Origin of the sequence: Paraglaciecola sp., assembly GCF_039964565.1 — a bacterium.
Taxonomy (GTDB): Bacteria; Pseudomonadota; Gammaproteobacteria; order Enterobacterales; family Alteromonadaceae; genus Paraglaciecola.
In genome coordinates this window covers 1-14,551 of record NZ_JBDVXF010000028.1, presented here as the reverse complement: position 1 = coordinate 14,551, position 14,551 = coordinate 1, and the positions used below count along the sequence as shown (strand labels likewise).

Annotated in this window: 12 protein-coding genes and 1 tRNA gene; 1 reads left to right on the top strand and 12 read right to left on the bottom strand. The window is 40.5% G+C overall.

Annotation, left to right across the window (positions count from 1 at the left end; all coding sequences use genetic code 11):
* Positions 1 to 27: 27 nt before the first annotated feature.
* The 12 genes from ABJK37_RS10950 to ABJK37_RS10895 form a co-directional block, all read right to left on the bottom strand.
* On the bottom strand, positions 28 to 213 hold the full coding sequence (locus tag ABJK37_RS10950) for a hypothetical protein (RefSeq protein ID WP_348353228.1): 186 nt from the start codon (positions 211 to 213) through the stop codon (positions 28 to 30).
* Positions 214 to 616: 403 nt separating this feature from the next.
* Positions 617 to 1,909, bottom strand: coding sequence for a glycoside hydrolase family 27 protein (locus tag ABJK37_RS10945; RefSeq protein ID WP_348353226.1), 1,293 nt, complete (start codon positions 1,907 to 1,909; stop codon positions 617 to 619).
* A 459-nt stretch (positions 1,910 to 2,368) separates the two neighbouring features.
* Complete coding sequence (gene rpsO / locus ABJK37_RS10940) at positions 2,369 to 2,638, bottom strand: 30S ribosomal protein S15 (protein ID WP_215926197.1); 270 nt, start codon at positions 2,636 to 2,638, stop codon at positions 2,369 to 2,371.
* Positions 2,639 to 2,783: 145 nt separating this feature from the next.
* Positions 2,784 to 3,743, bottom strand: coding sequence for a tRNA pseudouridine(55) synthase TruB (gene truB, locus ABJK37_RS10935; protein ID WP_348353223.1), 960 nt, complete (start codon positions 3,741 to 3,743; stop codon positions 2,784 to 2,786).
* 5 nt (positions 3,744 to 3,748) lie between these two features.
* Positions 3,749 to 4,177: a 30S ribosome-binding factor RbfA gene (rbfA, locus tag ABJK37_RS10930; protein WP_215926201.1), complete on the bottom strand. Its 429-nt coding sequence runs from the start codon at positions 4,175 to 4,177 to the stop codon at positions 3,749 to 3,751.
* Between the two features lie 98 nt (positions 4,178 to 4,275).
* Positions 4,276 to 6,876 (bottom strand): translation initiation factor IF-2, encoded by a 2,601-nt coding sequence (gene infB / locus ABJK37_RS10925; protein ID WP_348353220.1) that lies wholly within the window; start codon positions 6,874 to 6,876, stop codon positions 4,276 to 4,278.
* A gap of 21 nt (positions 6,877 to 6,897) precedes the next feature.
* Positions 6,898 to 8,391, bottom strand: coding sequence for a transcription termination factor NusA (gene nusA / locus ABJK37_RS10920; RefSeq protein ID WP_348353217.1), 1,494 nt, complete (start codon positions 8,389 to 8,391; stop codon positions 6,898 to 6,900).
* 50 nt (positions 8,392 to 8,441) lie between these two features.
* Positions 8,442 to 8,900 carry a ribosome maturation factor RimP gene (gene rimP, locus ABJK37_RS10915; RefSeq protein WP_348353214.1) on the bottom strand — a complete coding sequence of 153 codons (459 nt, stop codon included), beginning with the start codon at positions 8,898 to 8,900 and terminating at the stop codon, positions 8,442 to 8,444.
* A gap of 153 nt (positions 8,901 to 9,053) precedes the next feature.
* Positions 9,054 to 9,130, bottom strand: a tRNA-Met gene (locus ABJK37_RS10910).
* A 215-nt stretch (positions 9,131 to 9,345) separates the two neighbouring features.
* Complete coding sequence (locus tag ABJK37_RS10905; protein WP_348354422.1) at positions 9,346 to 9,651, bottom strand: 4a-hydroxytetrahydrobiopterin dehydratase; 306 nt, start codon at positions 9,649 to 9,651, stop codon at positions 9,346 to 9,348.
* Positions 9,652 to 9,810: 159 nt separating this feature from the next.
* Positions 9,811 to 12,504 (bottom strand): TonB-dependent receptor, encoded by a 2,694-nt coding sequence (locus tag ABJK37_RS10900; protein WP_348353211.1) that lies wholly within the window; start codon positions 12,502 to 12,504, stop codon positions 9,811 to 9,813.
* 290 nt (positions 12,505 to 12,794) lie between these two features.
* On the bottom strand, positions 12,795 to 13,247 hold the full coding sequence (locus ABJK37_RS10895; protein WP_348353209.1) for a MaoC family dehydratase: 453 nt from the start codon (positions 13,245 to 13,247) through the stop codon (positions 12,795 to 12,797).
* A gap of 141 nt (positions 13,248 to 13,388) precedes the next feature.
* Between ABJK37_RS10895 and ABJK37_RS10890 the strand changes: the two genes are divergently transcribed.
* A complete protein-coding gene (locus ABJK37_RS10890; RefSeq protein WP_215926215.1) occupies positions 13,389 to 14,291 on the top strand; it encodes a LysR family transcriptional regulator in 903 nt (300 codons plus the stop codon).
* Positions 14,292 to 14,551: the final 260 nt, after the last annotated feature.

Sequence of the window (14,551 nt, the reverse complement as noted above, 5' to 3'; positions counted from 1 at the left end):
ATCCTATAGGATCGCTTTTTTTTGCCTCTAAATCGCTACAATCACAATTTTACGCTTAAGATACTTACAAATATTTTCTCTGTTTTGCCAACTTCCAACATATTTGTCGTCTATGATTTTCAACCATTGTTTAGCAGCATTTAAGCTAGGTGATTGACTCGCTAAGGTAAATGAAGAGAAACATAAGGTTAAGAGTATGACTAGAATTTTCATAAAAACTTCTTTCATCACACACCCGATTACTGTAGCGAAATATCAGTGCTTGCCAGTGCATGGTATCGAAACGATTCAGATATAAGAAACTCTAGACTTTGCCTTGATCGACAAAACTAAGCGTATGTTTTTTAGCCGTTAATGATTAGAACTTTCATGAGTTATCATGCAAATCACAATTAACAATTTGTGTAGTGATGCAGCGCGATAAGTTTAACGCTTTACAAATTTACCGAGAGAGTATTGTTAATTGCCATCTTCAGTCAACATCCGTGTTGTTTGATTGACTGCTTTAGCTGCCTTATAAATTAAGTAATAAAGGCCTCGCTAGTAGCCATTTTAACTACATAAATGGATATCTGGGATTACCATCAATAAATGTTTAAAAAAACACTGCCCACTTCTATTGTTTAATGATTCGTAATACCTTAGCTTCATGTCCAATAACATCAACACTATAAGACTCTTCGTCTCTTTTTACATTTTTGTGTTTCCAAAGATCTCTAATATTGACGTTTTTCCATTTGAGTCCTAAATCTTTTTCCCAGTTCAAGGTCATCTTGGCGGTAGTACCACCGCGATTAAGCAACAAAACAGCCCAGCTACCATCACTTAAGGGCTTAGCATAAATTTCTAAATCCCCATCATCCTTTACTTTTTGAGCTTGTAAACCAAGCGCGTCTTGATTTAGCGCTATTACCTCATGATTCGTTAATGTTTCCAAGGTATAGTCGTCTAAGTTTCGTATATCACTTCCGGTTAACAAAGGTGAAGAGAGTATCGACCACAAAGAGAAGTGTGTTCGATATTCGATATTTGATGCACCAGCGCCAACCAGCTCTTTGCTCACACCATTTAATCCAACAATCAACATATCAAAATCATTCCATTGTCCAGGCTTGCTGTACTTGTGCAGCTCAACCCCGCGATCAAGCATATCCAACACATCGTAATAATAACCTTCACGATTATCAGGATAATCAAAGTCATCTGAGATATCTTGACCAATCCGCCAATGATTAGCGCCAATATCAGCCCCCCACTCCCAAATATTAGTCCAACCACAATGACAAGCGTGTAAAACAATATCTTGCTCTTGCTCAAGTAGTGCTTTTGACATGTTGACGAATACATCTCGTACTACTTCCGCAGACTCTTTCGCATGGGAACAACAGGAATCATATTTAAGATGGTCAATTCCCCAAGAAGCAAACATGGCGGCATCTTCCATTTCATTCCCTTTGCTTCCAGTATAACCAGCACAAGTATCAACACCTGGGCCAGAGTAAATACCTAACTTCATACCTTTAGAATGTGCATAGTCAGCTACAAACTTAATGCCTCGCGGAAATTTTAAAGGGTCGTATTCTAAAGGGCTATCCTCTCTGCTGCCTTTGTAGCGCTGCCAGCCATCATCTAAATTCACATAAATATATCCAGCATCACGCATGCCGTTAGCAACCATGCTATCAATCGTTTCTATGAGTAACTGTTCGTTTATTTCAACACCAAAGTTATTCCAGCTACTCCACCCCATGGGCGGCGTCTTAGATAAACCATTACTAAGATTAAGCTGCTCGAAGTGAGTAACTTTTTCTGGCGAGGCAATTTCGGTCGTTGCAGCCCCTTTTAAGCTTGTCAAAAAAAGCAAGATAGATAGCACCTTTAACATAGAACTAAAGTGTACTGATAACATTGAAATCTCCGAAGTTTGGTTGTGAAAATGTATTGACAAGTAACGTCTTAACACGGCCTACACAAAAATTAGGTTAACGTTTTTATTGCGGTTACTATTTTCATTGTTGGAATAACGATTAAAACAACATTAACACCTACAAATTAAGAAATAAACCGAAACTTATTGAAGCAAACTGAAAATTTCGAAGTCTTACAAATATTCACTTAGAATATTTATGAGATATTAAGAAGATACTCTCGCTCTCGTTAATTACTGCAAAAGCTAATGCAATTGATCTATTGACTTCCACTCGACTGAACGAAGAGCATTGTTTGGAGAGTTTATTTTTTACTGTAGCTGCTGAAGTCGAACAGAAGAACGCATACAAGGAGGGTCATACAAAAATAACCAAGAAAAGCAGTCTCTTTAGGGCATAAAAAAAGACGCTTTCGCGTCTTTTTTTAAAGCAAACATCGATTAACGACGTAGGCCTAAACGTTTAATAAGATCTTGATAACGCTCAGTGTTTTTACCTTTAAGATAATCAAGTAACTTACGACGTTGGCTAACCATGCGAAGAAGTCCACGACGTGAGTGGTGATCTTTCTTATGATCCGCAAAGTGACCTTGTAATTTGTTGATGTTATTTGTTAATAAAGCAACTTGAACTTCAGGTGAACCTGTATCGCCTTCTTTAACTGCATATTCAGCAATGATTGCTGCTGTTTCATTAGTACTTAGTGACATAATATTCTCCAATAAATAAGAGTTTAAAGATACAACCCGCCAATCACTAATTCAGCGAGTCAAAAAGAGCGCGTATTATAGCGACGCTAAACTTAATAACAAGTTTTATGTCGACAAATATCGCACTTATTCACAATCTATCTCTTTAGCTATACACAACAGAGCGCTTGGGCGCAATTTTAGTGTCAGTATCGATAAAACCTACACCTAAAAACAAACCACTGTCTTTGCTATATACCCGAATTAACGTATCTTCTGGGTATTCAACAGAACCGATATAGTTGACTGGGTTACCATTTCTAAAGAAACTTTCAGCAATTTGATCTATTTCTACCGAATCTAAGGTTTTAACTGCCGAATCCATAGGCATGAGTAGTTGATCCATTACAGAAAACGTTTCGTCATCCAATAAATCTGCCGTTTCATTGTCAATCTCATTTCTGAGGGCTTGCAGTGACTCCATAGTCAACATCTTTTCAACTGGATAGTCGGTTACTTGAGTTCGATGCAATTTACTTACATATGCTCCACAGCCCAGGACCTGTCCAAGATCATCAACCAATGAACGAATATAAGTACCTTTACTACTATGCACTGTCATATCCACTTCATCTTCTTCAAATCTGTCGATAGATAAACTAAATATTGTGATATCTCTGGCTTCTCTGGGTATATCAATACCTTGTCGGGCATAAAAATACAGAGGTTTACCTTGATGTTTTAACGCCGAAAACATTGAAGGAACCTGCTTAATAGGCCCTTTAAATTGCTCACAAGCTGCAATTAGCTGCGATTGCGAAACATTAACCGGATGAGTTTCAACCACCTCACCGTCAGCATCGGACGTTGTGGTACGTACACCTAACTTAGCTGTAACTTGATAGGTTTTATCGGTGTCCAATAAAAACTGTGAGAACTTGGTTGCTTCACCTAAACAGATAGGTAACATGCCCGTCGCCAAAGGATCTAATGCACCAGTATGCCCCGCTTTCGCGGCGTTAAACATACGTTTAACTTGTTGTAATGCATGGTTAGATGACAGGCCTAAGCCTTTATTTAGCAATAATATGCCGTTAATGGCACGACCTTTTCTTTTTCTACCCATAACAACTACTTTTGCTCACCTTCATCAGACTCTTGCTCATCTAAAGAGCGACCTGCAAGTTTGGCGCGTTCGGCGTCCTTACTTAAGGTTTCACTCACTAAATTGGCAATACGTATACCTTCAGCCAAGGAGCCATCACGAACAAATTTTACAGCGGGTACAGCTCGCATTCGCATACGACTTGCCAACAAAGAACGGATAAAACCTTTGTTATCTTCAAGAATAGTTAAATAGTTCTTAACTTGCTCTTCGTCATTTTCAAAAAAAGTCACATAAATTTTCGCATGTGCCAAATCTCGAGAGACTTCAACACCCGCCACGGTCACCATACCAAGCCGAGGATCTCGGTTCTTGAATTCATTTTGTAAAATACTGGCGATTTCTTTATGGATTTGCTGACCAACTCGGTCAGTCCTAGAAAATTCTCTTGCCATTTATTGCTTCTCCCAACACTTGTGTGTTTTGCAAACAAAACGGAGGCCGAAGCCCCCGTTTATTCAACTATAATTTAAACCTATTAAAGCGATAAAGGCTACAGTTCGCGCTTAACTTCAACAGTTTCAAATACTTCGATTTGGTCGCCTGCTTTCACATCGTTGTAGTTCTTCACGCCGATACCACATTCCACCCCATTACGGACTTCTTGTACATCGTCTTTAAAGCGTCTAAGTGATTCAAGCTCACCTTCATAAATCACCACGTTATCACGTAATACGCGGATAGGACTGCTACGTTTAACCGTACCTTCAGTAACCATACATCCTGCAATCGCACCAATTTTAGGCGATTTGAACACATCACGTACTTCAGCTAAACCGATAATTTCTTGTTTGAATTCAGGTGCTAACATACCACTCATGGCTTGTTTCACTTCATCAATCAATTGATAAATAATGCTGTAATAACGTAAATCAATCTCTTCGGTATCGATTACTTTGCGGGCTGAGGCGTCGGCTCTAACATTAAAACCAACCACAATTGCACCTGAAGCCGCCGCTAAACTAGCGTCTGTTTCGGTAATACCACCTACTCCACTACCAACAATATTCACTTTAACTTCATCTGTTGACAACTTAGTCAATGATTCAGATATCGCTTGAACAGAACCTTGTACATCAGCTTTAAGCACAACATTTAGTTCGCTCACATCGCCCGCTTCCATGTTGGCAAACATGTTTTCAAGCTTAGCTTTTTGTTGTCTCGCTAATTTTAATTCACGTTGTTTGGTATGACGTTTTGTAGCTACTTCACGAGCTTTACGCTCATCTTGCACTACAATCGCAGTTTCACCAGCAATAGGCACACCTGACAAACCTAATATTTCTACCGGTGTTGAAGGCCCTGCAACTTTTACATCTTTACCGTTTTCATCTCGCATAGCACGAATACGTCCGTATTCTTCACCACACAACATAATATCACCGGCTCTTAGTTCACCTTCTTGGATAAGTACAGATGCGACAGGACCACGACCTTTATCAAGACGCGATTCTATAACAATACCTTTCGCAGGTCCGCTAGGAACGGCTTGTAAGTCCAAAACCTCAGCTTGTAGGCTTATAGCTTCTAATAACTCATCAACACCTTGACCAGTTTTAGCTGAAACGTTAACAAATTGATGTTCACCACCCCACTCTTCTGAAATAACTTCAAGCTGCGACAATTCAGTTTTCACTCTATCGAGATCCGCTGCTTCTTTATCTATTTTATTCACTGCAACAATTAAAGGTACACCTGCGGCAGTAGCGTGTTGTACTGCTTCTTTGGTTTGTGGCATTACGCCATCATCAGCCGCAACAACCAAAATAACAATATCGGTAGCTACCGCTCCACGGGCACGCATAGCGGTAAACGCGGCGTGACCGGGCGTATCCAAAAAGGCAATACGACCACTATCGGTCTCTACACTATATGCCCCAATATGCTGAGTAATACCGCCGGCTTCACCGTCGGCCACTTTTGCACGGCGAATGTAATCGAGTAATGAGGTTTTTCCATGATCAACGTGACCCATAATGGTAACAACTGGAGCACGAGAAGATTTTTTGCCACCCGAAGCGTCAGCTATCAACTCATCTTCAAGTGCATTGTCGTTAACCAACTCATATTTATGACCCATTTCTTCCACTACTAATACTGCAGTTTCTTGATCTAGTACGTGGTTGATTGTCACCATCTCACCCATTTTCATGAGGGTTTTAATCACTTCAGTGGCTTTAATCGCTAATTTACTGCCGAGCTCACTTACTGTGATGGTTTCACCTAAACGAACCACACGTTCTACAGGCTGAGCAGGCTTATTAAATGCGTGCTTTAATTCTGAACCTGCATTTCTCTTAGATTTTTTACGTCTACGTCCGCCAAGTTCAGTTTTAATATCATCCGCATCTTCCGCTTCTTGGGCGTAGCGGTTTGAATGAACGTGAACTTCTTCTTTTTCTTCTTTCTTACGACGCTCTTCTTCTTCTTTCCAGCGACGTGAATTTTCTTCAGCTAGCTTTTTAGCTTCTTCTGCGGCTTTCTTGGCATCTTCTTCAAGCTTGCGTTGAATTTCTTCTTCTTGAACCTTACGAAGTTTTTCTGCTTCAGCACGAGTAGCTTCTTGCTCTGCTTTTTCTTCTGGACTTAATGCCGATTCTTCAGCAGCGCGGGCTTCTTTTGCTTTTTCAGCTCGAGCGGCGCGTTCAGCGTCTGCTTTAGCCTTGGCTTCAGCTGCAGCTTTAGCTTTTTCTTCAGCGGCGGCTTTAGCTTTTTCAGCGGCTTGCTTTTCAGCTTCAAGTTTAGCTTGTTGTTCTTCGGCTAACCGTTTAGCTTCTTCTTCAGCCATTTTAGCTTCTTCAACATCAGAACGTTTCACATAGGTGCGTTTTTTGCGCACTTCAACAGTCACAGCTTTAGACTTACCTACACTCAAGGTGCTTGTTGTCTTGCGCTGCAACGTCATACGTTTAGGCGCTTCTGAACCTGTTCCACCATGTTGTTTACTCAAAAAGTCCAATAAAATGCGCTTTTCGTCTTCTGTTACATCATTACCGGCTGCTTTAACTATACCGGCACTTTTAAATTGCTGAACCAAACGGTCAACGGTCGTACCTATATCAGTGGCAAGTTTTTCTATGGATACTTCTGCCATATGGGAATTCCTCCTGTTGACCTATTCTTCATTAAACCAAACGATATTACGAGCAGCCATGATTAACTCACCGGCTTTCTCATCGCTCAATTCTTCTATATCTGAAATCTCATCAGTACCTTGTTCTGCAAGGCCTTCGAGATCGGTAATGCCGCGACTTGCAAGGGTATAGGCAACATGTCTGTCCATACCTGCAAGATTTAGCAGCTCTTCTTTGGGCTCTGCAGCCTCTAGGGTTTCTTCCGTCGCTAACGCTCTTGTTGTAAGTGTCGCACGCGCACGATTTCGAAGCTCTTCAACCATCTCTTCCTCTAATCCTTCGATTTCGAGCAATTCGTTGATTGGCACATAAGCGATTTCTTCAAGCGTGGTGAAACCTTCATCTACCAACACAGAAGCAAAATCTTCGTCAATATCTAAACCAGCGGTAAACACAGTTAAGACCTTAGCGTTTTCTTCTTCATGCTTAGCAGTTAAGTCTTCTACTGTCATAACGTTTAATTCCCAGCCAGTAAGTTGGCTAGCTAATCTAACATTTTGACCGCTACGACCGATGGCTTGTGCCAAATTGTCAGCTTCAACAGCCACATCCATTGAATGTTTGTCTTCATCAACAACAATAGACGCCACCTCTGCTGGAGCCATCGCATTAATAACAAATTGGGCTGGATTATCATCCCAAAGCACTATATCAACACGCTCACCGCTTAATTCACCCGATACTGCTTGAACTCGCGAACCACGCATACCAACACATGCACCTACAGGGTCTAAACGTTTGTCGTTAGTTTTAACGCCAATTTTTGCTCTTGAACCTGGATCACGTGCCGCGGCTTTAATTTCTAAGGTTTCTTCAGCAATTTCTGGTACTTCAATACGGAACAACTCAACCAACATATCTGGATGTGTTCGACTAATAAACAATTGCGCGCCACGTGCTTCAGGACGGATTACGTAGAGTAAACCACGAACTCTGTCACCCGCACGGAAGGTTTCACGAGGTAACATGTCGTCACGGTAGATAACACCTTCAGCGTTATTACCTAAGTCAATAATAACATTGTCACGATTAACCTTTTTAACCGTACCAGTAACCAGTTCGCCAACACGATCTTCATATTCAGCCAACACTTGATCTCGTTCAGCTTCACGCACTTTCTGAACAATAACTTGTTTGGCTGTTTGTGTGGTGATTCGGTCAAATGCAATAGATTCAATTTGTTCTTCAACAAAATCACCTACTTGTTTGTCTGGTTCGTCCATTTGAGCAGCCGATAACGACATTTCAGCAGTTGGGTTTTCTTGTTCGTGGTCATCAGCCACAATTAACCAACGGCGAAAGGTATCAAAGTTACCGGTTTCACGATCTATACTTACGCGTACTTCGATTTCGCCTTCATTCTTCTTTTTGGTGGCGCTGGCGATAGCAAATTCTAACGCCTCAAAGATTTTTTCTCTTGGAACCTGTTTTTCATTTGAAACGGCTTCAGCCACTAACAGAATTTCTTTATTCATTGTTGCCTCACTGATTACTCTTTTCCGACAGTTTTGTCAGTTCGCTATCCCTAATCAAAAGATGGAACTAGATTACCTTTTTCTATATTCGCAATAGCCAAAACATGGGTTTGGTTATCAATTTCTAATGTTAGATTACCGGATTCGCAGGCTAACACTTTTCCTTTAAAATTACGTCTATCACCCATAGGTATTCTTAATTTAAGAGTCACTACTTCACCTAAACACTCTAGGTAGTGAGCCTCTTTGAATAAAGGCCTATCCATTCCTGGAGATGACACTTCTAAGTTATATTCGGTACTGATAGGATCTTCAACATCTAATACAGCACTGGCTTGATGACTTACCTCGGCACAGTGTTCAACACCAATACCGTCAGGATGATCAATAAAAATACGTAGCGTCGAGTGTTTACCGGCACGTATAAACTCTACGCCTACCATTTCAAAGCCTAATGCTTCTACAGGTGCGGTTAACATATCCGTCAGCTTTTGTTCGAGTTGCGACAAAATATTGCTCCAAAAACAAAAAAAGGGCCAAATGCCCAGAAACAGAACTAAAACTTGAAGTACAAAAAAACCCCGTACAAGCGGGGTTATTTGTTTCTGGACCCTAGTCCACTAATCTTACAAAAAACTCGCTAAAAGCCAAGTTTTAAAAAGTGGTTGCGGGAGCAGGATTTGAACCTACGACCTTCGGGTTATGAGCCCGACGAGCTACCAGACTGCTCCATCCCGCGCTTGAAATCTTCTATGAGTTGGAAGTAATTTATCGCTTCCGCTTCTCAAGTGGGGCGTATTATACATAGCAAACTTAGTCACGCAAGTGGATAATACAGATAAATACTAAAAACATGTTTAACCGCTCAATTGCCGAACAATTCGTTGAATTAAACATCTATTTTATTGTTCTATTAGTTATTGCAATGAAATTCAATAATAAAACTACATTCTATTATTTCGAAAAGGCTTCCATTTTTTGCGCTAGTTTAAAATCTAACTCGCTTATTCCACCAACGTCATGCGTCGTAAGTTGGACTTCCACTTTATTATATACATTAAACCACTCAGGGTGATGATTGAGTTTTTCGGCCCAAATAGCGATTTGTGACATCCATCCAAACGCCCGAATAAAACTTTTGAACTTGAACGTTTTGCTTAACTTCTCATCACTTATACACCACTTTTGCTCATCTTCTAAATCTTGATTAATTTTATCCAATTCAGTTTGAATTTGTTGTTTAGAATACTTTTCCATCAGTCAGTTTCCCCATTTCTATTGCCTCTATAATTGTGGATAGTGTGTGCGTGTTGCAATAGGAATAAAAGGTAAACCTCAATATTGGCGAAAGTCTAATGGAACAAAAAATTTACAAAAAAATTCCCAGACTAGCTGGGAATTCTTAACTTACTGTTTAAATTAAAACTCGACTGCTAGTCGCGCATAAATTTGACGACCTCTAGGATCATGCACTTTAGAGTCAAAACCCGCATTAGTGAACAATTGCGGAGGCTCTTCGTCAGTTAGATTAACTCCACCTAAAGACAAAACGTATGCGCCTTCAGTTTCGAACACGCCACCAAGATCAATATTCACTTGAGCATCCCAAGTTAAGTGGCTATCCACATCTTTATATCCTTGAGTACAAGCTGCTGAAAACACAGTTCCGTCTGCGCAATTTTGATCGTCACTGTAACTGTCAATGTAACGAGCGAAAATGTTGGCAGAAAAAGAATCATGCTTCCAATTCAATCCTAAATTGGCTCGCATTTCAGGTGTCGATACACCGATGTTACTAAAGTTACGTAACCCAACACCATCAATAGGCCCTGATTGAGGATCAACTAAGTCATAAGCCAAAATATAAGTCGCGCTTATGCTTGGAGTAAAAGTACCTACCTCAGTCTCCAATTGATAACTGGATACAAGATCAAGTCCAGAAGTCTCAAGTGAGCTGGCATTGACATAAGTAGTCAAAACTTGGAGTAATGGACCGTTTAATGGATCCCCAGCTCTTATTACTCTCTCTGGATTCTGAGGCTCAGCATTTAAAACCGCTTGAAAATTCTCTTTGATGATCAAATCAGTAAAGTCAAAGTTCCAATAATCCACTTCAATTGACCAACTATCGACAGGTTCGAGGGAGAACCCAAGGTTATAGGCGGTAGACTCTTCAGGTACTAATTGGTCGTTACCCGAGGTTCTGTCAGCAGCAAATGCCGCCGCGCCTGTTAATGGATCAACCATTTGATTCAAACTGGTTCCACCACCATCTCTTTGAAAGATTGAGGGAGCTCTAAAGGATGTTGAAATAGAGCCTCGTAAAGAAAAGTCCTCAGTTGCTCGCCAAGAGACCGCAAACTTTGGATCGACAGTGTCGCCAGTGGTACCGCCGTAATCTTCATATCTAAGAGCTATTTGAATATCCATATCATCGCTAACGGGCAAAGCTAACTCACCAAACAAAGCGTAAACATCTTGCTCACCGTAAATATCGGCATTACCGATAACAAAGGAAAACCTATCTTGATTGGCGAGGGAATCGTAGTCCTGGGTCAGGTCTTGATAGCGATACTGAGCGCCGAATGCCAATCCGGCTGAACCACCTTCCATTTCAAATAGCTCTGTCGAAACAAACGCCTCAACCACTTCGAGGTTTGATTTTGAATCAATTTCTTCACGACCAGTAAATGAATCAATCACATTCTGTGAGTTAGGTAATACCGTAAACGAGGTTGCAAAAGGATTAAAATATTCACACGCTCCAACACCTGCTGTTCCTGTAATGGGATCACACCCTTGACCACCAAATCCCCTGAGAGCATTTTGGAATTCTTGAGCCAAGGTATCGTTTACTGTAAACAGATAGTTATTTCTAGCGGCCGTATAACTGATTTCCCAGAAACCAGTATCCAACTCACCTTGTAACATAGTACTGAATCTAAACGTATCAGATTCTGTATTGGCAGGGTCTCCAGGGAAAGAAGTGCCGTCTCCGGCATTACCAATCTCACGACCGAAATAGGATACATCTGCGCCAAATGGATTACCTGGGTGGTCAGCAGGAACTGTTGGGAAGGTTAATATTGGAAAAGTGGGCGATCCCCCTCGTTCTGCTCGGTTTCTAGCAGTCGAAAATTCGGTTGTCCACTCAATGTTATCAGTCAATTGTTTCTTAGCTTGAACAAATGTGGACAATCGACTTTCGTCAGGAACAAATGAGTAGGTCCTACCAAAATCAAATCCACAAAAGCCAATTTCTAAACCTGGCACTGTGCCTGAGGGCGCAAGTAGAATTTCGGAACCACCAAACTCAGTACAGCCTGTTGGATCAATAAAAGGTGTACCATTTAGAAAATATGAACCAGGGCTACCTAAGGAGCTAGTATCATCTTGCGGACGACTTAAACGACGATCACCAGTAAAGAGTGGCGAGCGATTGGTGTAACTAATTGCAGCCATTATACTGCTATCGTCTCCTACTGTCCCCCATAAGCCCTGAACTGTATACTCCTTATTATCCCCATGGGCACCATCTTGATAATCTAATGAAACTTGGGTCCCTTCATAATCTCGCTTAGTAATGAAGTTGACAACTCCAGCCACAGCATCAGAACCATATAATGCTGAGGCCCCATCTTTCACTATTTCCATTCGATTTAAAGCGATCATAGGGATCAATGAACTGGTATCAACAAAATTGACCCCAGCATTATTAGGCTGGGCCGTGACAACTTGACGTTTGTTATTTAACAAAATTAATGTCGATGCAACCCCAAGGCCCCTGAGATTCATATTAGATGTACCGGCGGTGGCATTTTGAGTAAACGCATCAGGCGTGTTTTCAGCACCGGTATTAATAGTCAATGTTTGAGTAATATCACCAATACTTTTTGCACCAATAGCGTCAATAGCGACACTATCAACTACAGCCAAAGGTGATGGTGATTCAAAATTTTCACTGCGCCTCACGAAACTACCCGTGACCATAATAAGCTCAATGGCTTGGTCTTCTTTTACTTCTTGTTCTTGAGCAATAGCCATGCTATTCGCTGCCAATAGTTGCGCAGAAATTGCTACGGCTAGGGTAGATATTTTTGTTTTAATTTTCATAATGTGTCCCCAATAGGTGAGCTATTAGATATTAAACAACCATCATTTAGACGGAGCAAACCAAGTACCGCAAACAAAGAGCACTTAGCTATTTAATTCCAATAATATTATTTTTCCTTAAGTGCCTAAAAATCAATATTTTAGACACTCCACACTGATAGTAGGTTGAGGACTGCATTATGTAAATTTAATGTTGCTTATATGTTAATATATTCACAGGCTATGGTCAGACCAGAGAGGAGGTTTGTTAATTTAATTGTTAAAATTGGCGTCATTTTCTATAGGGACTTTTATTTCGCACCAACCAACAAAGTGAGAAATATACCTTTCATAGCTGGTTTGTCTCTCCCCTCAATTTCAGCAGTTGTTTCAAAGTAAAATAACTTACCCGATGCTTTTTGCTCTGTCTTTATTAACGTAGACACAAATCTAACTCGGTCATTAACACGAACAGGTTCAATAAATCTAATTTTGTCTACACCATAATTCAGTAAGGATTGGTAAATAGGATCGGGCTGAATAGACTGATATAGCGAGTTGGGCATAAGCGTTACTGTCAAATAACCATGTGCTATGGTTGTCGCAAATGGGCTCTCTTTTTTGCAACGATCGGGGTCAACATGTATCCATTGATGGTCGTTGGTTGCCTTAGCAAATAAATCGATATCAGCCTGAGAAATACTGATCCAATCGCCCACAGGAAGCTGCTCACCAGTGGATAGTTCTAATAGCTTTTTACTCATAACGTTACCCTTTTATTTCAGAATGCTTAAGCTTATCAAGTTTTGATATATCAATGTAATGAATATTAACTATAGCCAAACATTGATTTAACTAATAAATAACGTATCCTGTTTGCAGATTTATTGTATTAGGTAATGTTTATGAATTTGCACCGTATTGACTTAAACTTATTTGCTGTCTTTGACGCAATTTACACAGCTGGAAGTTTAACCAAAGCAGCCGATGTGTTGTGCATTACGCAACCAGCAGTTAGTAACTCTTTAGCCCGATTAAGAGAAATGCTCAACGACCCTTTATTTGTTCGAACGGGTCACAGTATGACACCCACTCCAGTAGCTCAGAACATCATAGGTCCTGCAAGAGAAGCCCTAAGTCTATTACGAAAAAGTGTACAAGAAAGTCATATATTCGATCCTCTTAAGGCTGAAAAAACGTTCAATTTTGCATGCAGAGATTTATTGGAAGTTAGTATTATTCCTCGCTTATTGGGGCAACTACAAAAAAGTGCGCCAAAAATTTCTTTAACCAACTACGAAATTGAACGAAAAAACATTGTCTCTGCCATGGCCAGTGGTAATTTAGATTTTTACGCTGACGCATCATCATTTAGCGACCAACATTTATGTAAACAAAAAATCGCACAAGATAGATTTGTCGTCTTAGCACGTAAAAATCATCCCTCGTTATCTCAAGGAATGAATATGGACGAGTTTTTGCAGCTTGGTCATATCAATGTTTCTCATAGAAAAACCGGCGTAGGACCAATCGATGTTGCTTTAGACAAAGCAGGTGAAAAACGCAAGGTAGTGATGCGCAGTCAGCACTTTTTGACCGTACCTTCGACCCTTGTTAAAACCGATCTGATTGCTTGTTTACCTTACCATCTTGCTAAACATTATGATTTGGCAATGTATGAATTACCGTTTGAATTACCACCACTTGAATACTTTTTGTATTGGCACATGAGCGCTGATTTAGATGATGCACATATCTGGATGAGGGATCAAATTGCACGGGTTGCTCAAGCATTTCATCCGGAATAGCTAGAACTTTAACTAAAGTAATTGTCTCGTTGACTAACGATCAAATAGCCTGCTTTGAAACACAATCATTCAAAGTAGGCCCAATACCTACCTAATGATAAGCGACAGCCTAAAAGTTATAATACCAATCCATCCTAACAATTGATCGCTCAGCGAGATTTAAAATCACCTAATCAAGGCGCTCGAATGAAGCAATAGTTATTCTATTGTAAGTTCGAGCAACGCAGAGTAGGTGCTTTTAAACCTCGCCCAAAGGGAGA